Source organism: Pseudomonas sp. AO-1 (genome assembly GCF_019775695.1).
GTDB classification, from domain to species: domain Bacteria; phylum Pseudomonadota; class Gammaproteobacteria; order Pseudomonadales; family Pseudomonadaceae; genus Aquipseudomonas; species Aquipseudomonas parakoreensis.
On the sequence record NZ_CP079947.1, the window covers coordinates 3,363,132 to 3,381,030 of the forward strand.

At 58.5% G+C, this 17,899-nt stretch carries 21 protein-coding genes and 5 pseudogenes; 12 read left to right on the plus strand and 14 right to left on the minus strand.

The window, feature by feature from the left end; genetic code table 11:
* Positions 1-9: 9 nt before the first annotated feature.
* The gene (locus tag KVQ82_RS15345) at positions 10-474 is read right to left on the minus strand and encodes a DUF3429 domain-containing protein (RefSeq protein WP_222014329.1); all 465 of its coding nucleotides are present in this window, start codon (positions 472-474) and stop codon (positions 10-12) included.
* A gap of 205 nt (positions 475-679) precedes the next feature.
* On the opposite strand from KVQ82_RS15345, the gene KVQ82_RS15350 reads away from it, so the two are divergent.
* The 3 genes from KVQ82_RS15350 (at position 680) to tnpC (ending at position 5,012) form a co-directional block, all read left to right on the plus strand.
* Positions 680-1,564, plus strand: coding sequence for a GNAT family N-acetyltransferase (locus KVQ82_RS15350; protein WP_222014331.1), 885 nt, complete (start codon positions 680-682; stop codon positions 1,562-1,564).
* A 68-nt stretch (positions 1,565-1,632) separates the two neighbouring features.
* Positions 1,633-4,650: a Tn3 family transposase gene (locus KVQ82_RS15355; protein WP_026140367.1), complete on the plus strand. Its 3,018-nt coding sequence runs from the start codon at positions 1,633-1,635 to the stop codon at positions 4,648-4,650.
* A complete protein-coding gene (gene tnpC, locus KVQ82_RS15360; protein WP_017849612.1) occupies positions 4,650-5,012 on the plus strand; it encodes a Tn3 family transposase post-transcriptional regulator TnpC in 363 nt (120 codons plus the stop codon). The genes KVQ82_RS15355 and tnpC overlap by 1 nt, the downstream gene beginning before the upstream one ends.
* 293 nt (positions 5,013-5,305) lie before the next feature.
* Here the strand turns inward: tnpC and KVQ82_RS15365 are convergent, their stop codons facing one another.
* The 8 genes from KVQ82_RS15365 to merT form a co-directional block, all read right to left on the minus strand.
* Positions 5,306-5,518 (minus strand): DUF3330 domain-containing protein, encoded by a 213-nt coding sequence (locus KVQ82_RS15365; RefSeq protein WP_032805095.1) that lies wholly within the window; start codon positions 5,516-5,518, stop codon positions 5,306-5,308.
* Between the two features lie 161 nt (positions 5,519-5,679).
* On the minus strand, positions 5,680-5,916 hold the full coding sequence (merE, locus tag KVQ82_RS15370) for a broad-spectrum mercury transporter MerE (RefSeq protein WP_017849613.1): 237 nt from the start codon (positions 5,914-5,916) through the stop codon (positions 5,680-5,682).
* Entirely contained in the window at positions 5,909-6,271 is a 363-nt protein-coding gene (gene merD / locus KVQ82_RS15375; protein WP_017849614.1) for a mercuric resistance transcriptional repressor MerD, read from the minus strand. The genes merE and merD overlap by 8 nt, the downstream gene beginning before the upstream one ends.
* Positions 6,268-6,687 (minus strand): hypothetical protein, encoded by a 420-nt coding sequence (locus KVQ82_RS15380; RefSeq protein ID WP_017849615.1) that lies wholly within the window; start codon positions 6,685-6,687, stop codon positions 6,268-6,270. Before KVQ82_RS15380 ends, merD begins: the two co-directional genes overlap by 4 nt.
* A 20-nt stretch (positions 6,688-6,707) precedes the next feature.
* Positions 6,708-8,387: a mercury(II) reductase gene (gene merA, locus KVQ82_RS15385; protein ID WP_031633059.1), complete on the minus strand. Its 1,680-nt coding sequence runs from the start codon at positions 8,385-8,387 to the stop codon at positions 6,708-6,710.
* A gap of 32 nt (positions 8,388-8,419) precedes the next feature.
* Positions 8,420-8,854 (minus strand): organomercurial transporter MerC, encoded by a 435-nt coding sequence (merC, locus tag KVQ82_RS15390; RefSeq protein ID WP_003131881.1) that lies wholly within the window; start codon positions 8,852-8,854, stop codon positions 8,420-8,422.
* Between the two features lie 12 nt (positions 8,855-8,866).
* Positions 8,867-9,145, minus strand: coding sequence for a mercury resistance system periplasmic binding protein MerP (gene merP, locus KVQ82_RS15395; RefSeq protein ID WP_003131880.1), 279 nt, complete (start codon positions 9,143-9,145; stop codon positions 8,867-8,869).
* Between the two features lie 13 nt (positions 9,146-9,158).
* Entirely contained in the window at positions 9,159-9,509 is a 351-nt protein-coding gene (gene merT, locus KVQ82_RS15400; RefSeq protein WP_017849617.1) for a mercuric ion transporter MerT, read from the minus strand.
* 71 nt (positions 9,510-9,580) lie between these two features.
* Here merT and merR point away from each other — a divergent pair, with 71 nt between their 5' ends.
* Positions 9,581-10,021, plus strand: a complete 441-nt coding sequence (merR, locus tag KVQ82_RS15405; RefSeq protein ID WP_003131870.1) for an Hg(II)-responsive transcriptional regulator — start codon at positions 9,581-9,583, stop codon at positions 10,019-10,021.
* 162 nt (positions 10,022-10,183) lie between these two features.
* Here the strand turns inward: merR and KVQ82_RS31825 are convergent, their stop codons facing one another.
* Both KVQ82_RS31825 and KVQ82_RS31590 read right to left on the minus strand, forming a co-directional pair.
* Complete coding sequence (locus KVQ82_RS31825; protein WP_017849619.1) at positions 10,184-10,399, minus strand: co-regulatory protein PtrA N-terminal domain-containing protein; 216 nt, start codon at positions 10,397-10,399, stop codon at positions 10,184-10,186.
* A gap of 195 nt (positions 10,400-10,594) precedes the next feature.
* Positions 10,595-10,711, minus strand: a pseudogene (locus KVQ82_RS31590) (type II toxin-antitoxin system RelE/ParE family toxin); the annotation flags it as partial.
* Between the two features lie 262 nt (positions 10,712-10,973).
* On the opposite strand from KVQ82_RS31590, the pseudogene KVQ82_RS15410 reads away from it, so the two are divergent.
* The 5 genes and pseudogenes from KVQ82_RS15410 to KVQ82_RS15425 all read left to right on the plus strand — a co-directional run.
* Positions 10,974-11,231: pseudogene (locus KVQ82_RS15410) on the plus strand (MerR family DNA-binding protein); the annotation flags it as partial.
* A gap of 43 nt (positions 11,232-11,274) precedes the next feature.
* Positions 11,275-11,520 (plus strand): annotated as a pseudogene (locus tag KVQ82_RS15415) (transposase); the annotation flags it as partial.
* Between the two features lie 22 nt (positions 11,521-11,542).
* A pseudogene (locus tag KVQ82_RS31595) lies at positions 11,543-11,988 on the plus strand (DDE-type integrase/transposase/recombinase); the annotation flags it as partial.
* A 314-nt stretch (positions 11,989-12,302) separates the two neighbouring features.
* Positions 12,303-12,635 (plus strand): DUF2790 domain-containing protein, encoded by a 333-nt coding sequence (locus tag KVQ82_RS15420; protein WP_033979951.1) that lies wholly within the window; start codon positions 12,303-12,305, stop codon positions 12,633-12,635.
* 159 nt (positions 12,636-12,794) lie between these two features.
* A pseudogene (locus KVQ82_RS15425) lies at positions 12,795-13,555 on the plus strand (OprD family outer membrane porin); the annotation flags it as partial.
* Positions 13,556-13,591: 36 nt separating this feature from the next.
* Here KVQ82_RS15425 and KVQ82_RS15430 read toward each other — a convergent pair.
* Both KVQ82_RS15430 and KVQ82_RS15435 read right to left on the minus strand, forming a co-directional pair.
* Entirely contained in the window at positions 13,592-13,861 is a 270-nt protein-coding gene (locus tag KVQ82_RS15430; protein ID WP_033979952.1) for a hypothetical protein, read from the minus strand.
* A gap of 135 nt (positions 13,862-13,996) precedes the next feature.
* A complete protein-coding gene (locus tag KVQ82_RS15435; RefSeq protein ID WP_011154388.1) occupies positions 13,997-15,046 on the minus strand; it encodes a DNA-binding protein in 1,050 nt (349 codons plus the stop codon).
* A 186-nt stretch (positions 15,047-15,232) separates the two neighbouring features.
* Here KVQ82_RS15435 and KVQ82_RS15440 point away from each other — a divergent pair, with 186 nt between their 5' ends.
* The 3 genes from KVQ82_RS15440 to KVQ82_RS15445 all read left to right on the plus strand — a co-directional run bounded on the left by KVQ82_RS15440 (position 15,233) and on the right by KVQ82_RS15445 (position 16,622).
* A complete protein-coding gene (locus tag KVQ82_RS15440; protein WP_260687667.1) occupies positions 15,233-16,009 on the plus strand; it encodes a hypothetical protein in 777 nt (258 codons plus the stop codon).
* A complete protein-coding gene (locus tag KVQ82_RS31600; RefSeq protein ID WP_260687668.1) occupies positions 16,006-16,242 on the plus strand; it encodes a hypothetical protein in 237 nt (78 codons plus the stop codon). The genes KVQ82_RS15440 and KVQ82_RS31600 overlap by 4 nt, the downstream gene beginning before the upstream one ends.
* Before the next feature lie 173 nt (positions 16,243-16,415).
* Positions 16,416-16,622 (plus strand): GNAT family N-acetyltransferase, encoded by a 207-nt coding sequence (locus tag KVQ82_RS15445; RefSeq protein WP_222014333.1) that lies wholly within the window; start codon positions 16,416-16,418, stop codon positions 16,620-16,622.
* Between the two features lie 755 nt (positions 16,623-17,377).
* Here the strand turns inward: KVQ82_RS15445 and KVQ82_RS15450 are convergent.
* A complete protein-coding gene (locus KVQ82_RS15450) occupies positions 17,378-17,833 on the minus strand; it encodes a VOC family protein (protein ID WP_222014335.1) in 456 nt (151 codons plus the stop codon).
* Positions 17,834-17,899 lie beyond the last annotated feature (66 nt).

The window sequence follows — 17,899 nt, forward strand, 5'->3', positions numbered from 1 at the left end:
GGCGCGGTTTCACGAATGAATGACTACAGCAACTGCGCCAGTCAGCAGGCAAACACACGCCACGGCCGTCAGGCGCAATCGCATTGGCAGGTACCAGGCTTGCAGGCTCACAACCCGAACCAACTGCCGGTCTTGCCAGAAGTGCACGACAAATCCGATGATCAACAGCAAGCAACCCACTGGCACCGGCAGTAACGTGCTGAGCCAAGCGACAAGCGCCGGCATGACACTCCACATAAGCCGGTCGCGGCGCAGTTCGTCACTCATGTTTTGCACTGACATGGCGAATCCCCAGTGCAAGGCGCCGATGAAGCTGAGGATGACAGCGCCATAGTTGACCAGCGCTATCGCCCAAAACATTCGATATTCCAAAGATGTAAGGATGAGTAGTACAAGCCCAATAAACGGTAGTAAACCGCCATAGCCCAGCAGGCAGACATACCTTGGCGGCGAGAGCGAAGACGACAGGTTCATTTCAATTGCTTCCAGTGCCCGATACACAAGACTGTAGACCCAAAAGCTCCGACCTGATGCGCCCGCCGTCGCGCATAAACGCCCTTCCTCTCCAGCAATTCGATATGAGTGTCAGTCTGTTACGCCCAGCCCTTCCCTGACTGTATCTGTGCGCCTGGCCACTTTGCTGCGAGTATTCCTGCACTCACCTGGCGCAGTGAATTTGATGGACCTTATTGCTGATTTCCCCGAGTTTTTCCTGCCACGCTGCACGCTGCGGCGAATTCATCGTCGTGATGTCGATGCGATTTTCGCCGGGCTGTCTCACCCGCAGGTGATTGCCCACTATGGCGTGTCTTACAACAGCCTCGTAGCGACGGACGAACAGATGCGCTGGTACGACGCGTTGCTGGAAGAACGCCGGGGTATCTGGTGGGGCATCGCACTGCCGGGGCGCGATGAGTTGGTGGGCGCCTGTGGCTTCAATGATTGGTCTCATGCCGATCGCAGCCTGGATATCGGCTACTGGCTGATGCCGGACTACTGGGGGCGAGGTCTGATGCAGGCTTGCCTGCCCACCCTTCTGCGCTTCGCCTTGTGCAACCTCGGCGTGCACCGCATCCACGCCGACGTCGAGCCGGAGAACACTGCCAGCACCCGCCTGCTGGAGCGGCTCGGTTTCGTGTTTGAGGGTACCCTGCGGGAGTTGGAGTACAAGGACGAGCGCTTCCTCAGCTTGCACCAGTACAGCCTGCTGGCCACTGACCCGGCGGCGCGAGCGTTATTGGCGGACGAGACGCCGATCCTGCGGCCATGCCATGGCGCGGATGCGCCGACGCTGAGTGCCCTGGCCCGGCGCAGCAAAGCCCACTGGGGTTATCCCGAAGCCTGGATGGAGGCTTGGAAACCGGCGCTGACGTTAACCCCGGCACAACTGACCGGCCATTACGCGGTGCTGGTCGCGGCGGATGGTCCGTTACTGGGATTCTGTGGGCTGGAGCGCGACGAGGATGGCTGGCAACTGGAGCAGGGGTTATGCCGAGATAAGGCAAAAATTAGGACATTCGTTCTGCAAGATATTGAACTAAAAGGAAATTTATTGAGTTCTTGATTGCTGGTCATCCCCGGCCTGACTAGCCGTCTATGCTGATGTTTTGCCTTACTTGGGGGATGAACTCAATGGCTTCGGTGGAAAGGACAGCCTACCCGCTCTTGCCCAGTCAGTTGCCAGCTAAGGAGCTGCATCGATGCTATTCCCTGTCTGATTCAGAGATCGAATGGGTCAATAACACCGCTAAGAGTCCAGCGCTATCGATTGGGCTGGCAATCCAACTAAAGGTGTTTCAGCAGCTACACTATTTTGTTCCGTTCGAGGAGCTTCCTCAGGAGCTCATCAGTCATGTCCGACAATGCCTTCGCTACGGCGCACGAATAGCTCCGCGCTACAGCAACCCCCGCACCCTTTACCGACACCAAGCGGCGGTTCGGCAGTACCTGCAGGTTACACCCTTCTATAGCAGCGACGGGCTAGCGATCACTGAGGAAATCGCACGTGACTGCGCTGTAGTGCTTGAGCAGCGAGTCGATCTCATTAATGCCATGCTTGATGAGCTGATTCAGCGTGGCTATGAGCTTCCGGCTTATTCGACGCTCAACAACATCGCAGAAACCGCTTTGGCGAGTGCTCAGGAAGTTACCTTCAACCTGATCGTGCTCCGAGCGCCAATCGAGGTGATCTACAAGCTAAAGGAGCTGCTCGACACGGATTTCGGGCGTCGGCAGAGTGACTTCAACGCACTCAAGCAGGCACCCAAGAAGCCTTCCCGCAAGCACCTGGAGGTGTTGATCGACCACCTGGCGTGGTTAGAGAGCTTCGGAGATCTGGATGCCATTCTTGAGGGGGTCGTCGATGCTAAGATCCGCCACTTCGCCACCCAAGCCGCCGCGTCGGACGTCGCCGAGCTGAAGGACTGCTCGCTGCCGAAACGCTACACACTGATGCTGGCCTTGATCTATCGGATGCGGGTGCGAACTCGGGATCACCTGGCCGAGATGTTCATCCGACGGATTTCGACGATCCACAAACGCGCCAAGGAGGAGTTGGAGCAAATCCAGGCGCGGCAACGCCAGAAGCTGGAGCAACTGGCGGCCACCCTGGATGGCGTGGTGCAGATTCTTGTTCAGGAACCGGATGACCAGGAGGCTGGCAGTCTGATCCGGGAATTCCTCTCTCCCGATGGCAACCTGGATCGGTTGCGCGAGACTTGCGCCGAAGTCCAGGCTACGGGCGGTAACAACTACCTGCCGCTGATCTGGAAGCACTTCAAGTCCCATCGCTCGCTGTTGTTCCGTCTGAGCCACCTTCTTCAACTGGAACCCACGACTCAGGATCGCTCACTTATCCAGGCGCTTCAGCTCATCCAGGACAGCGAAAATCTACACCGCGAGTGGATCGACGAGCATGTCGACTTGTCGTTTGCGTCGGAGCGCTGGGTTAAGGTCGTGCGTCGTCCTGCCAGTGAAGGGCCACCTACCAACCGGCGCTATCTGGAAGTCTGCGTGTTCTCTTACCTGGCCAGTGAGCTGCGCTCGGGTGATATGTGCGTGCTGGGGTCGGAATCTTTCGCCGACTACCGTAAGCAGTTGCTGCCCTGGGAAGAATGTTTCCATCGTCTACCGGCCTACTGCGAAAAGGTGGGGCTGCCTGGCACGGCGAAGGAGTTTGTCGCCTCCCTCAAGATTCAGCTGGAGGAAACCGCGCAGCATCTGGATGAAAAATTCCCTTCTTGCCGAGGTGACGTATCGATCAATGAAGCCGGCGAACCGGTGCTACGCCGAGTGATAGCGCGGGACATCCCGCCTTCGGCCATCTCGCTACAGACGGCGCTTATGCAGCGCATGCCGGCCAGGCACGTGCTCGACATCATGGCCAACATTGAGCATTGGATTCAGTTCACTCGGCATTTCGGGCCGATGTCCGGCAACGAGCCAAAGCTCAAAGAACCGGCCGAGCGCTACCTGATGACGATCTTCGCCATGGGCTGCAACCTTGGCCCCAACCAGGCCGCACGGCATCTGGCCGGTAATGTCACGCCGCACATGCTGTCCTATACGAATCGCCGCCATCTCTCGCTTGAGAAGTTAGACAAGGCTAACCGCGAGCTGGTGGAACTCTATCTGCAACTTGACCTGCCCAAGCTCTGGGGCGATGGCAAGGCGGTGGCCGCGGACGGTACGCAGTTCGACTTCTATGACGACAATCTGCTGGCCGGCTACCACTTCCGCTATCGCAAGATGGGGGCCGTGGCGTACCGACACGTGGCCAATAACTACATCGCGGTGTTCCAGCACTTCATCCCGCCTGGTATCTGGGAGGCAATCTATGTGATTGAGGGGTTGCTCAAGGTCGACCTCAGCGTCGAACCCGATACGGTGTACTCTGACACCCAGGGCCAGTCGGCCACGGTGTTCGCCTTCACTCATCTGCTGGGCATCAATCTGATGCCGCGTATCCGCAACTGGCGCGACCTGGTGATGTGCCGGCCAGATCGCGGCGTTTCGTATAAACACATCAACCGTCTGTTCACCGACACCGCCGACTGGCACCTGATCGAAACCCACTGGCAGGATCTGATGCAGGTCGCGTTGTCAATCCAGGCCGGCAAGATTTCCTCACCTATGCTGCTGCGCAAACTTGGCTCCTACAGTCGGCGCAACAAGCTCTATCATGCCGCGCAAGCGCTGGGCAGCGTGATCCGGACGATCTTCCTACTCAACTGGATCGGCAGCCGCGAGTTGCGCCAGGAAGTCACCGCCAACACCAATAAGATCGAGTCCTACAACGGCTTCTCTAAGTGGCTGTCCTTTGGCGGTGACGTGATCGCCGAAAACGATCCGGACGAGCAACAGAAACGCCTGCGCTACAACGACATGGTGGCCTCGTCGGTGATCCTGCAGAACACCGTGGACATGATGCGCATCCTGCAGAAGCTCGCCCGTGATGGCTGGCAGTTCACTGACGACGACGTATCGTTTCTCAGCCCCTACCTAACCAGCAATGTCAAACGTTTTGGGGAGTTCAACCTGAAACTCAAACGCCCACCGGAACCCTGGATCAAGGATTCCATTTTCCAGCAGGCTGCGGGATCAATGCGTGCGAAACAGATGTCTGACAGCAACGTTGAGGTGACGAACTGATGCATATCCCGCCAGCTTCGTTCCGCGTGACACCTTATGGGGACGTCGATACCAAGGTACTCGACTCTCTGCGTGCAAGCTACGACACCGCTCAGTTGCTCAACTTGGTCGACCGGCTGGATGCCTGCCTTGCTGAAATCGGAGGGGTCGGCAGCATTCGAGAAGACTTCCTACGCCTGCATGGCATGGCCATGACGGTACTGGAAGGTTTCCCCCTCACTGTGGCTACCAGTGATGTCGACAGTATTTGGGCGCAGGCGATGGCCCTTCAAGAGGATATTTCTGCTTTATGTTCATGCTTGCAGGCGGGTTCTAAACACGTTGCTCCTTTGGCAGCGCTTGCTCCTGACTATCAGGACTAGACTATTCGTGCAAATGGGCTGCCGGCAGACTGAATACAATGGAGGTGCAGAGTAAAACTGATGCTGCAGGACTGACGAGTAACTCTATAGCATCGCTGTACTGTGGGGTGAATTTGACTCTGGGTAGCCGGTTTTGACGCCCTGTAGGCACGCTGCCATCCTCCCGGGCATCGGCCTAGATAAAACTACTGACGAAGCCTTCGGGCTTACATTAGCCACGAGCGGACTTGCATTAAATCTCAATGGACTCACGCTTTCTAAAAAAAACCAGAGCCACTTTCCAGAGGCAAAGATTAGTCGTCGTGACGGGTACTGACCTCTGGTGTGCAGGGGTGATCAGGCTCGGATGCCGCTCTCTTATCCGCGCGCGATATGAAGCGCTGATAGCATTCAAGGCCACAGAAGTGCACGACGTACTCGGTACCTTCCGGCGTCAGTGCGGCGTCAAGGGAAATTTCCTTGCAACATTCGCAGCAACTGATAGTGGGGGTGTCGTTTGCGTTCATGATGGGGTTTCTCCATCGTCCAAGAAAACCTAGTAACTCTTCCACACCTGCGATCGAACCTGCGCGCAGATCGACCTGCGGCTGGCAGTGCAGCAACAATTCCCAACGCTCCCAAGCCTGCCGCAACTCGGCAGCGGAGACCGCGCCGTGCTCCGAGCGGGTCACGCCCGCTTCCGAAAGGCCCGTAGAGCCGCTCTCAGGAAGAGGACGAAGAGAACCGTCAGCACGAGCGTCGCGAGGCTCCAATGCTCGCTGACGAAGGCCCCGGCCGCAGTCCCCGAGAGCAGTAATGCCAGCACCGGCAGATGGCAGGGGCAAGTGAGCGCGGCGAGCACACCCCACGTGTAGGCGTGCCAGCGGGGCATCTTGATTGATTCGGATTGGTTGGTATTACGCATGGGTGTGACCTTCGATGGCACGATGAGTCAGCCCGGCCAACTCCGTTTTCACTGCGTCTAAAGCTGCCAGCCGGGTCGCGATTTGCCCAAGCAAGCGGTCGATACACCCGATCACATCGGTACTATCGTCTGCATCGAGCGCTCGACAGAGCCGCGCCAATTCGTCGAGCCCGATACCGGACTCAAAGGCGGCACGTACGAAGCACAGCCGCGCCAGGGACCGCTCATCGAAAATGCCGTAACCGCTTTCCGTGCGCCGCGCGGGGTGCAGCAAGCCGCGCAGCATATAATCTCGGACTATATGGACACTGACGCCCGCGTCCTCGGCCAATCTGGATATGGAGTAGGCATTCATCGCCGACACTCCCGACCTTCACCGCAAACTGGGGCGCTCAGATATTTCCTTCCGGCTAGGCGCTCAGGTAGCCAGATGAGCAACGGTGCAGCTCCCAGAGCCAGTAGCAGCCACAACCTGGAGAGATGCTCGCCGTTTTGGTCAAACACATAAGCCAATAGCGCACCAACTGCGAGCAACAGGAAGTGAGGCCCCGTTATGTAGCAGTGAAGGCGGCGACAACGCGTGGCGTTGACCAGGCAGGCGCCGCCCATCACGGCCAGCGCGGCGCCTGCTGCCAGGAACAACGCGGGGCGTCGATTAGACAGAACAATCGCTATCGTCGCCACGACGGCAGGCAGGCCCCAGAAGCTGACCAACTGCCATGTCTTGCGTAGGCTGTCGCACCTACCGAGATCGTCTGCCGTGTTGCTCATGTTTCAACCTCCCTCTCTCATTACCCTGCGCAGCAGGACAATTGTTTGACGTCTTTGTTAAAGGTCTGTGCGGCGAGTTTCAGTCCCTCGACCATCGTCAGGTAGGGGAACAACTGGTCAGCCAATTCCTGCACGGTCATACGGTTGCGGATGGCGAGTACCGCCGTCTGGATCAGTTCTCCTGCTTCCGGGGCCACAGCCTGCACTCCCAGCAGTCGGCCGGAGCCCGCTTCGGCAACCAACTTGATGAAACCCCGCGTGTCGAAGTTGGCCAACGCGCGCGGCACGTTGTCCAGGGTCAAGGTGCGGCTGTCGGTTTCGATCCCGGCGTGCTGCGCTTCGGCTTCGCTGTAGCCGACGGTGGCCACTTGCGGATCGGTGAACACCACGGCCGGCATGACGTCGAGATTGAGCTTGGCCTCGCCGCCGGTCATGTTGATTGCCGCGCGGGTGCCAGCCGCTGCCGCGACGTAGACGAACTGCGGTTGGTCGGTGCAGTCGCCGGCCGCATAGATATCCGCTGCGCTGGTGCGCATGCGCTCGTCGATCTGGATGCCGCCGCGCTCGTCCAGCTGCACGTCGGCCGCTTCCAGGTTCAGGCCCTGGGTATTGGGCGTGCGGCCGGTGGCGACGAGCAGTTGGTCGGCACGTAACTCACCATGGTTGGTGGCCAGTACGAACTCGCCGTTGGCGTGGGACACCTGGCTGGCTTGCGTTTGCTCCAGCACTTCGATGCCCTCCATACGGAAGGCCTCCGTCACCGCCGCGCCGATGGCCGGGTCTTCGTGGAAGAACATCGCACTGCGTGCCAGGATCGTGACCTCGCTACCCAGCCGGGCGAAGGCCTGCGCCAGTTCCACTGCCACTACGGAGGCGCCGATCACGGCGAGCCGCTTAGGGATTGTATCGCTCGCCAGTGCCTGGTCTGAGGTCCAGTACGGCGTGTCTTTCAGTCCTGGAATCGGTGGAACGGCCGCGCTTGCGCCGGTGGCGACCAGGCAGCGGTCGAAGGCTACGATGTGCTCGCCACCCTCGGCCAGTTTCACGCTGAGCGTGTGGCCGTCCTGGAAACGGGCGGTGCCGCGCAGCACGCTGATCGCCGGCGTGCTCTCCAGGATGCTTTCGTACTTGGCGTGGCGCAGTTCGGCGACACGGTCTTGTTGCTGCGCGAGCAGACGTTCGCGTAGGACGGTCGGCGTCATGGCGGAAAGCCCGGCGTCGAACGGGCTCTCGCGGCGCAGATGGGCCACATGCGCGGCACGAATCATGATCTTGGAGGGCACGCAGCCCACGTTGACGCAGGTGCCGCCGATGATGCCGCGCTCGATCAGGGTGACGCGGGCACCGCCTTCCACCGCCTTGAGCGCGGCCGCCATGGCGGCGCCACCACTGCCGATGACCGCGACGTGGAGCTTGTCGCCCTCTTTCCCGGCGTCAGTGCTGCTCAACCAACCCCGTGCCTTATCGAGCAGGCCAGGACGGGCTTGTACCATGGCGTCTTCGAACGCCGCTCGATACCCCAGGGCCTCGACAGCGGCCTGCATCTGCTCACGGCTTGCGCCCTCGTCGACCTTCAGTTCGGCCTTCCCGCTGGCGTAGGAAACATCCGCCCGATGCACGCCCGGAATCTTCTCCAAGGCCTCTTTCACATGCACGACACAGGAGGCGCAGGTCATACCAATGATTTTCAGTTCGGTCATTTCGTTACTCATTAGATCGTCTCTTGTCAGGTTCACTGGTTTGGCGGCGTCGGACAGGCATCCGGCCCACAACGGCGATGAGCGGGCGACACGAGATCCCATATCGACACCCCAAACATGAGGGCCAGGCCGATATAGAGCAGCCAACCGCTCCGCCAGCCATAAGCCCGCATAAAAAATACCGCTGCCAGTACCAGGGTAGGACCGATCAGGCCGAGCGCAGTCCGTCGCCACTGCCGATGATTGAGCCAGCCGAGGGCATTGACGAGCAGAGCCAGTCCAGCAAACAGAGGCAGCAGCGTGGTGATGAACAGGCCTTCCCACTGGCTCAAAAAGCCCAGACCGAACGCGGCCCCCAGACTAGCAAGGGCGGGAAAGCACATGGCGCAGCCTATGGCAGAAATCAGCACGCCGACGGAGCCGGCTTTGTCACCGATCCGCGTGAACAGATTGAGAGGATTTGCCATCGGAAGTCCCTCCTATTGCTTGACGCTGGACGGATAGCCAGCGTCCTCGGTCGCCTTAGTCAGCGCCAGGGCATTGGTCTTGGTATCGTCGAAGGTGACGATGGCCTCGCGGTTCTCGAAACTCACCTCAGCCTTGGTCACGCCATCGACCTTGGTCAACGCCGTCTTCACCGTAATCGGGCAGGCGGCGCAGGTCATGCCCGGCACCGCCAGGGTGACGGTCTGCGTGGCCGCCCAGACGGGTGTGGCGACCAGGCTGGCGAGGGCTAAGGATGCGAGCAGTTTTCTCATGGTGAACTCCTGATCAGTAGAACAAGGGAAGGATGTAGGGGAAGCCGAGCGCGACCAGCACCAAGGCCGCCACCAGCCAGTACAGCAGCTTGTAGGAGGTACGTACCTGAGGGATGGCGCAGACCTCGCCCGGTGCGCAGGCTTGAGCGGGGCGGAAAATGCGCCGGTAGGCGAAGAACAGCGCCACCAGTGCCGCGCCGATGAAGAGCGGGCGGTACGGTTCCAGCACGGTCAGGTTACCGATCCAGGCCCCGCTGAATCCCAGTGCGATCAGAATCAGCGGCCCGAGACAGCAAGCCGAGGCGAGAATCGCCGCAAGCCCCCCGGCGACAAGAGGGGCGCGCCCGTTTGATGGTTCAGACATGCATTTCTCCTTTCGAGCATTTGATCGATGGTTTAAGGTTAGTCCCGTAGTCATGTACGGAATCAAGCGGTATGAAAAACAATTTGGAAAGCCTGACCATTGGCGCTTTCGCCAAGGCGGCCGGGGTCAACGTGGAAACCATCCGGTTCTATCAACGCAAGGCGCTGTTACCCGAACCGGACAAGCCCTACGGCAGCATTCGCCGTTACGGTGAGGCGGATGTCGCCCGGGTGAAATTCGTTAAATCCGCGCAACGGCTGGGCTTTAGCCTCGATGAAGTGGCCGGGCTGTTGAGGCTGGATGACGGTGCTCACTGCGATGAAGCGCGTGTGCTCGCCGAGCAGAAGCTTGGGGATGTGCGTGGCAAGCTCGCGGATCTGCGACGGATCGAGTCAGTTTTGGAGCAACTGGTTCACGACTGTTGTGCGAGCCACGGGACTGTTTCCTGTCCGCTGATCGTTTCGCTGCATGGGGACAACTCGGGCGTTAACCGAGGATTTCCCGTTGCGTAAGGCGCCCCTGTTGGTCGGCTTGCGCTTAGAAAAAAGCGGCGCTCAATGAGCGCCGCTGAATGGCCAAAGGAGCACTTGCAAAGGGCACAGTTTGGTATTGCTATTTGCCCTCGCGCCTCAGCAGAGTGGGCTCACGTTGCATCTGGTCGAGTAGCACAGGCTCTACTTTGCAGGCGGACAGGCGGGCTGCGCTTCGCTACGGCCTGCCGCCGTGGGGCCCAGTTGCTTAATCTCCTTGACGGTTTCCGCCACCAGGGTCGCTTCAGCCCTCTCGCGTGCAGCAATTCGCTCAATCGCTCGGTCGCTCCCGCCCTCGGCCCATACGGTGGATGACAGCAGAGTCGCACCCACTACCAGCAGCAGTCTTAGGTGTTTCATAACGGCGATCTCCTCTCGGGTTTTCGATCCACGATTCAACTCTACCTCCGTAGTTAAGTACGGAATCAAGGAGAGAGGAGATGAAGGTCCTGGATTATGGCGCTGAGAGGAAATGGCAGGGCTCCGCCATGAAGACGGCGATTGCTTCAGGGCCGTCTAGGGCTGCTGCTGGGTCGTAGTCGTAAATTTTTTCGCTCATTCTGACCTCCACTCGCTGGCGAGTTTTTTAGCCGCTTCAATATCACGGCTTTGGCTGCTTTTGTCGCCGCCGCACAACAGCAAAACGAATTCATCACCTCGCTGCTGGAAATAGGGGTTGGGGGAGCAACGGAACAGAAAGTGCACTTAAGCTCAGTCGCTGCCCCGCAAACCCTTGCAACGTCTGGATAGTTTCGAAAAACGACCGTTTTATGAAACCGTTTCCGCTATCGCGAGGAAAGGTCACCAACACCCGAAAATCAGTGCAATAAACCTTTCTCACGAATCAAAGTTCGTTAATTCGCAGTCGCTGACGAGTAAAACGAACTCTAATTCGGCTTACGTTGGTTTTCAGTTCCATTGCTCCCCAACCCCCGATGTCGCCCGGGTGAAATTCGTAAAGTCCGCGCAACGGCTGGGCTTTAGCCTCGAAGAAGTGGCCGGGCTGTTGAGGCTCGATGACGGCGCTCACTGTGATGAAGCGCGCGTGCTCGCCGAGCAGAAGCTTGGGGATGTGCGTGGCAAGCTCGCGGATCTGCGACGGATCGAGTCTGTTTTGGTGCAACTGGTTCACGACTGTTGTGCGAGCCACGGGACCGTTTCCTGTCCGCTAATCGTTTCGCTGCATGGGTAAAACGCTCTGCGTTGGCCAGTGGTTGTGAAGGGAACCAGCGGACAAGGTCTACGGCTGCCGCGGCTGTGAAGCCGCACCGGTCACCGCCGACAAACCGGCTCAACTGATCGAAAAGAGCATGGCCAGTCCTAGCGTCCTGGCGATGCTGTTGATCACCAAATACGTCGATGGTCTGCCGCTGCACCGCTTCAAAAAAATCCTCGGTCGTCACGGCGTCGATATCCCCCGCCAAACCCTGGCGCGCTGGGTGATCCAGTGCGGCGAGCACCTGCAACCGCTGCTGAATCTGTCTACGAAAACAGCCCGGCGTGCCGCGTCGGCACGAAGGCCGTATTGCGGTGCAAACCAGCGATACGCGTTGGTGCTCGGACGGCTTTGAGTTCCGCTGCGAGGACGGAGCCAAATTGAGCGTAACCTTCGCCCTGGACTGCTGTGATCGCGAGGCCATCGGCTAGGTCGCGAGCCCGACCGGGTACAGCGGCGATGATATCCGCGACTTGATGCTGGAAAGCGTGGAGAGGCGCTTCGGTGATCAACTGCCCGCCACGCCGGTGCAATGGCTAAGCGATAACGGCTCGGCGTACACCGCCGACCAGACGTGCCTGTTTGCTCGACAGATCGGCTTGCAGCCGGTGACCCCCCAGTTCGCAGCCCGCAGAGCAACGGCATGGCCGAGAGCTTCGTGAAGACGATCAAGCGTGATTACGTGGCGCACATACCTAAGCCGGATCGAGAAACGGCACTACGTAACTTGGCCAATCCCTGTGATCCTGCGTGGTCGTCTTACTTTGCCCAACGTCGAGCTGCGATAGACGTGGATTGATTGCCCGGTACTAGACCATGGTGCTGACGAAAGACTTGAGCCGGATGAGGCGCGACTCTCATGCCCGGTTCTTTGGGGGCGGTGGCGCAGTAATGCGCTGCTGTTACCCGACGAAAGTGTACTTAAGCCCTACCATCTTATCTCGGCGCCATAAACCAGGACCTTCATCTCCTCCCTCCTTGATTCCGTACTTAACTACGGAGGTAGAGTTGAATCGTGGATCGAAAACCCGAGAGGAGATCGCCGTTATGAAACACCTAAGACTGCTGCTGATAGTGAGTGCGACTCTGCTGTCATCCACCGTATGGGCCGATGGCAGTTCCGATCGCCTGTACGGTAAGATGATCCAGGCCAACGAGCAATCCATGCGCGAATACGCTAGCGCCCAAGGCAAGAACCCGCCAGAAGTCACTCACTACCGCTATGGCATGAAGCTCGACATCGCCAAGGTCATTCACGTCACGTCGACCAATGGCAACTGCGATGTGATGCCTGCGCAAATGACCTACGAGGATTCGAGCGGAAACCTGCATATTCTGGAGTACCGCGTATCAGGAACGGATTGCAGGAGCCAGCACTGAGCATTGTTGACGTGTTGCTGACGGAAAAGTAATTTTCACGTCACCCTGACGTTATTTTGCATGTGGAAGTATGTAAGAAGCGCACCCGGCTATGCCCGGCGCGCTTCGGCATATACACAACCGCACAATGAAAAATCTGCCAAAACATCAAGAGCGTTTATGAACAACAAGGCCCTGTTGGGACTTTCTCAGATCGTCTTGAGCATCAGCGCTGCGCAGGCTGCAATGGCCGCCGAGGAAAAAGGCGAGGGATTCATCGAAGGCAGCAGCCTGAGCATCCTCAATCGAAATTTCTACTTCAACCGTGATTTTCGCAAAGGCCAGTCCAGCAGTACAGGAAATGGCTACTCGGAAGAATGGGCCCACGGAGTCATAGGCCGATTCGAGTCGGGCTCGGCCAGGCCGAGGACAATTACTCCAAGCTCGGCGGCGCCGTAAAGACCCGTTTCCTGGACACTGAAATCAAAGTAGGCGATGTCTTCCCTGTCACGCCTGTCGTGCAGTACGGCGATTCGCGACTGCTTCCGGAAAGCTTCCGCGGCGTCACCGCATACAACACCAGTGTCGAGGGCTTGGTGCTACAGGGCGGACGCCTGCACGCGATGAGCCAACCCAGCTCCAGCAGCATGCGGGATGATTTTGCAACCTTCTACGCAGGCGAAGTCGGCTCTCCGTGGATAGTCGGCGGTGATTACACACCCAACGACAACCTTGGCTTCAGCCTTTACACCAGTTGTCTCAAGGATGCCTGAAACCAATACTATACCGGCACTACCTGGAGCTACCCGCTTGCAGATGATGTCGCCTTGGTCGGTGGTTTGAATTACTACAAGGCCGTCGATGAGGGGAAGCAGCTCCTCGGCAGTTTTGAGAACGATACCTGGAGCGGCAAGGTCGGCCTCCGTGTCGGGGCGCACACCGGCGAGGGACGGAGACGGCCGACGTGAACCAGATCGCTATTGTGCCTTGCTATCGCCCTTCGGGGACTCCATTCCAATGTGTTGGTTCATGTTCTCCATCATTGTATTGCAGTTTTTCATCATCTTGGACATTTCCTGCATGTCCATCATCGGCATATGGTTGCCGTCCATCATGTGCATGTCCTCACCCTTATTTGTCTCGGCACTGCTTTGGGCGGGGGCTTTGGCCTGTTCGGCAAATCCCGTGGCAACAGTTCCAAGGGCTATGAAGGTAGCAAGGACGGTGTAGGTAATGGCGTTACGCATGGCGACTCTCCTCATCTACGACCTTGGTTTCCAGCCAGGCTGTGTATTGAAGAGTTGATTGCTCCACTGTCCTCCTGTTTGGCTCCTTTGGTTTGGAGGATGGTTTCAGGCGCCTGAGGTAGGCGCCTTTTTCGGTCAACAAGTCTTCGGCTTCATCGCTCTGGACTCTGCGAGCTGGCTTGACAGCACCGCGTTGTCTTGCACGAGAAGCTGCTTTTCTGTGGCCAACTGGCTCAATTGGCTTTCAGTTTGGCTTAAGCGTTCCGCCAGCAGGCTTCGCTCCCGTTCATTGACGGCCAGGTAAGTCCGCGTCTCAGCCAAACGCTGCTCACCTTGGCCATGGCGCTGCTCCAGTGCCTGATGCGACTGTTGCAAGTCGGTGAATTGAAGTAAGACGTGTTCATGCGCAATCTGACTCTGCGCGAGCGTCGCTTGCGTCGTGAGCAGGGTGCTCTCTAGACGATCATGGTCCTGCACCAGGCGTTGTTCCTGCGCCTGCAGTTCGCCCAGGCGGGTTTGCTGCGCGAGCAGACGCTGCCGGAGCGCTGCCAATTCGTGTTCCAGGCGCTGCTGGCGTTGCTCAGTGGCCTGGCGCTCGTCGCTGCGTTGTTGCGCGACCGATGCCTGGTAGTGCTCAAACTGCTCCCGCGCTTGTTGCAGTTGCCGGGTCAGTGCGGCCGCCTCGGCGGCGCGGTCAGCCAGACGTTGTTCGAGCCCGGTCTTTTCACTGCCCAGGCTGGCCAGGGCGATCTCCTGACGCTGCAGGGTGTCAGCCAGCCCCTGGCTGCGCGTAGTGGCTACGGCAAGTGCCTGGGCCTGCTGCTCCTGAACGCTGAGTTGCGCGTCGCGCTCGACGAATGCCTGCTGCAACTGTTCCTGCAACGCGTCGGCCTCTGCCTGGTGAGCCGCTACGGCCTGCTGGAGTTGGACGGCCGCCTCCGCCTGAACTTTTTCGTACAGTCCTTTCAGCGCCAGGACCAGCTCCGCGGGCAATCCCAGTTCGGCCTGGGCCAGCGTGCCGGGATGCGCGGCTTTCCAACGCTTTAACAACGGAGCAATCGTGCTTTTGCTGCCCGTCCCACCCAGGGCGACGCGGATGCTGTCAATGGTGGGGTTGTGGCCCGCAGCCACCAGTTGGGTGGCCGCCTGGGCAACATGCAGGTAGAGGACGCCGGAACGGGCCATGAACACCTCGGATTTTTTCGTACCGTATTATGGAAAACGTAATACAGCAATTTAAGTACAGAATAGCTCAACCTTGAGTAACTGCTGCTTGGCCCACGATAAGCGCGGTTATCGTGAGTTAAGTCATCGCGATCGAGGGTTGTGTCTATAATCTGCGGTACACATGGCCTAAACAGGCGCTTCGTGATGACAGCCGGCAATAATGACGAAAACCTCCCCACCAGGCGGCACGAAGAGCCGACAGTACTTGCGCGTACCCCCGGTACGCTCACCACCCCCGAACAATTGGCTGAGCAACATCAGCGTTTTCTCGCCGCCGCGACAACCGACAACACCCGGCGCACCTACCGCTCGGCCATTCGCCACTTTCTCGCCTGGGGCGGCGTGCTGCCGTGCGATGAAGCCGCGCTGATTCGTTATCTATTGTCTTTTGCGGAAGTATTGAACCCGCGCACCCTGGCCCTGCGCCTCACGGCGCTGTCGCAATGGCACCGTTATCAGGGTTTTCCTGACCCTACCGCCAGCGCCACCGTGGGCAAAACCTTGCGCGGTATTGAGCGGGTGAACGGGCGGCCTCGACAAAAAGCCAAGGCCCTGGTCCTAGAGGATCTCGAACGCATCGTGGTGCACCTGAACACGCTCGACGGACTGGCGACACTGCGGGACAGTGCACTGCTCCAGGTCGGGTATTTTGGTGCGTTCCGGCGCAGCGAATTGGTCACGCTGGAGATGCAATACCTCGAGTGGGAGCAGGAAGGTCTACGGATCACGCTGCCCCGTTCCAAGACCGATCAGGAGGGCGAGGGACTCGACAAGGCGATCCCATACGGCGACAGCATCTGCTGCCCCGCGACAGCGCTACGCCGGTGGTTGGACGCGGCTCAGATCGTTCAGGGCCACTGTTCCGGCGCATCAGCCGCTGGGGCGTACTCGGCGAGGTGGCACTGCACGAGGGCAGCGTGAATACCATCCTGACGGCACGTGCCGAAGCCGCAGGGCTGTTGTATGTGCCCGAACTGAGCAGCCACAGTCTGCGTCGGGGACTGGCTACCAGTGCGCATCGGGCTGGGGCGGATTTCCTTGAGATCAAACGACAGGGTGGCTGGCGGCACGATGGCACCGTACACGGCTATATCGAGGAAGCTGGAGCTTTCGAGGAGAATGCGGCTGGCTCGTTATTACGACGCAAACCGTAGCCAAGGTTTGTAAGCAGGGCTGGTTAGAATCCCAAGTGGCCACCCTCTATTCTCGACCGTCCTTCCGCAGCACATGAGCAGTTCCCTTAAAAACAGTTACTTACAGAACGAATGTCCTAATTTTTGGCTTATCTCGGCACGCCCCCGAGCATTGCTGGGTCGACCCGTCGGCCATGAACGGAGGCCACGGACGACGCCTGGTGGAGCATGCACTGGCTGTGGCACGCGGCCTGGGCGTGTCCACCTTGTCGGTGGAGTCCGATCCGTCGGCCCAAGCCTTCTACGAGCGACTCGGTGCCCGGCATGTGCGCAATGCATCGCGCCCGGTGTGTGGCGAGCCCCGGCAACTGCCGGTACTTGAATGGTGGCTTGGTGAGTAACGCTTTGTAGCGAGAGAGGATGGCAGATTTATTGGCTGCTGGTGGGCGGCTTTTGGCCTATGACAGTTGTTTGTGGGTGGCAGCTATCGGCTGCGGATTCAACCGGTCGACTGATTACGGACCCAAGGCAGTCAGTCAATAATGGATAATGGCAGAAACCGGCCCCAAGAAAACTTTAGCTGCTTAGATATCAACGCAGATTGGTCTCTGCAATGGACTGTAAATTTATGATTACTACGGTGGACCAATATGATTGCTCAAACTATTTCGTCGTCGTGCATGGCATTGACGCTCAGACCTATGAACGGATGGCTGTTCACTTTGAATGTCGTCGCGGCGGTGTGCGACCGACGGACCAAAGCAGGTTTATCTCTATCCCAGTAACAGTTGACACTCTAGGTAGCACTCTTGCTTGGGTCAAAACCGAGTTAAACGGACGCCATTACGAGCTGCATTTGATTGTGTCCGTCGCGACAAACTTGTCTTGGGGCGAGGTTCTCATCCCCCCGCAAATAGCTTTGCTCGCTGGCCAGGCTGAAGCCGCGATTAAGATTGCGTTCCAACTCAAGCGAACTTGATCCGATGGCAGGCAGTGCCTGCTTTGTAGATCCGTCTTTCCCTAACGGCTGCTTTTGGCCGACCTATCCCAGTTGTTGCCTGTTAGCGAAGGGCTGCAATCGAATAAAAGCCGGCGTGGGCACTGCGCCGCTCGCTGCCATTGCCAAGTCACTTAATCCAGGAGTGGCCGCTGTTTTTCAGATAAACGCAGCCTCGATAAACGCTTCCAGCGCCTTTTCTTCGAGTATTTCGATAGAGAAATGCCCGAAGCGCTTTGGTAACCAGATAATGCGTGCGCCGGCCGGGGATTGCAGATTCGCGCGAGGCAATGGCGCTCCATTTTCGTCTTGAGGCTGAACACCCGCGTCCATCAGCTCGTCATAGGCTTTTTCGATATCTTTCGTTGAGTAGCAGTGGCGGTAAATCATGCCTTCACCCGAGGAATCCAAAAGCTCTTTCAGATTGCCTGCCAACGGTTGCACCAGCATGAAACGTTCTTGACCTATCAATGCAATCGCGTAGCGGACATGCAGACCGCCCCGCTCCCAGACAAGCGTTTTGGAAATCCTGGCGTTTAGTATGTGTGCGTAGTAAGCACAGGCTTCCTCGAGATTATTGACCAGTACATCTACATGACTGAACTTCAGATCCATTGCATAGCCCCTGTCCAAAAGCCCCCATCGTAATAGTCAGCCGCCCGCCGGCGGGCGCTGTCTGAA

Coding starts and splice junctions, on each gene's coding strand:
- KVQ82_RS15345 (WP_222014329.1), bottom strand. CDS start 474: ATGAACCTGTCGTCTTCGCTCTCGCCGCCAAGGTATGTCTGCCTGCTG.
- merD (WP_017849614.1), bottom strand. CDS start 6,271: ATGAATGCCTACTCCATATCCAGATTGGCCGAGGACGCGGGCGTCAGT.
- KVQ82_RS15350 (WP_222014331.1), top strand. CDS start 680: ATGGACCTTATTGCTGATTTCCCCGAGTTTTTCCTGCCACGCTGCACG.
- KVQ82_RS15435 (WP_011154388.1), bottom strand. CDS start 15,046: ATGGCCCGTTCCGGCGTCCTCTACCTGCATGTTGCCCAGGCGGCCACC.
- merC (WP_003131881.1), bottom strand. CDS start 8,854: ATGGCAAATCCTCTCAATCTGTTCACGCGGATCGGTGACAAAGCCGGC.
- KVQ82_RS15440 (WP_260687667.1), top strand. CDS start 15,233: ATGACAGCCGGCAATAATGACGAAAACCTCCCCACCAGGCGGCACGAA.
- merT (WP_017849617.1), bottom strand. CDS start 9,509: ATGTCTGAACCATCAAACGGGCGCGCCCCTCTTGTCGCCGGGGGGCTT.
- KVQ82_RS15445 (WP_222014333.1), top strand. CDS start 16,416: ATGAACGGAGGCCACGGACGACGCCTGGTGGAGCATGCACTGGCTGTG.
- merA (WP_031633059.1), bottom strand. CDS start 8,387: ATGACCGAACTGAAAATCATTGGTATGACCTGCGCCTCCTGTGTCGTG.
- KVQ82_RS15365 (WP_032805095.1), bottom strand. CDS start 5,518: ATGAACGCAAACGACACCCCCACTATCAGTTGCTGCGAATGTTGCAAG.
- KVQ82_RS15430 (WP_033979952.1), bottom strand. CDS start 13,861: ATGCGTAACGCCATTACCTACACCGTCCTTGCTACCTTCATAGCCCTT.
- merE (WP_017849613.1), bottom strand. CDS start 5,916: ATGCGTAATACCAACCAATCCGAATCAATCAAGATGCCCCGCTGGCAC.
- KVQ82_RS15380 (WP_017849615.1), bottom strand. CDS start 6,687: ATGAGCAACACGGCAGACGATCTCGGTAGGTGCGACAGCCTACGCAAG.
- KVQ82_RS31825 (WP_017849619.1), bottom strand. CDS start 10,399: ATGAAACACCTAAGACTGCTGCTGGTAGTGGGTGCGACTCTGCTGTCA.
- KVQ82_RS15450 (WP_222014335.1), bottom strand. CDS start 17,833: ATGGATCTGAAGTTCAGTCATGTAGATGTACTGGTCAATAATCTCGAG.
- KVQ82_RS15420 (WP_033979951.1), top strand. CDS start 12,303: ATGAAACACCTAAGACTGCTGCTGATAGTGAGTGCGACTCTGCTGTCA.
- tnpC (WP_017849612.1), top strand. CDS start 4,650: ATGCATATCCCGCCAGCTTCGTTCCGCGTGACACCTTATGGGGACGTC.
- merP (WP_003131880.1), bottom strand. CDS start 9,145: ATGAGAAAACTGCTCGCATCCTTAGCCCTCGCCAGCCTGGTCGCCACA.
- KVQ82_RS15355 (WP_026140367.1), top strand. CDS start 1,633: ATGGCTTCGGTGGAAAGGACAGCCTACCCGCTCTTGCCCAGTCAGTTG.
- merR (WP_003131870.1), top strand. CDS start 9,581: ATGAAAAACAATTTGGAAAGCCTGACCATTGGCGCTTTCGCCAAGGCG.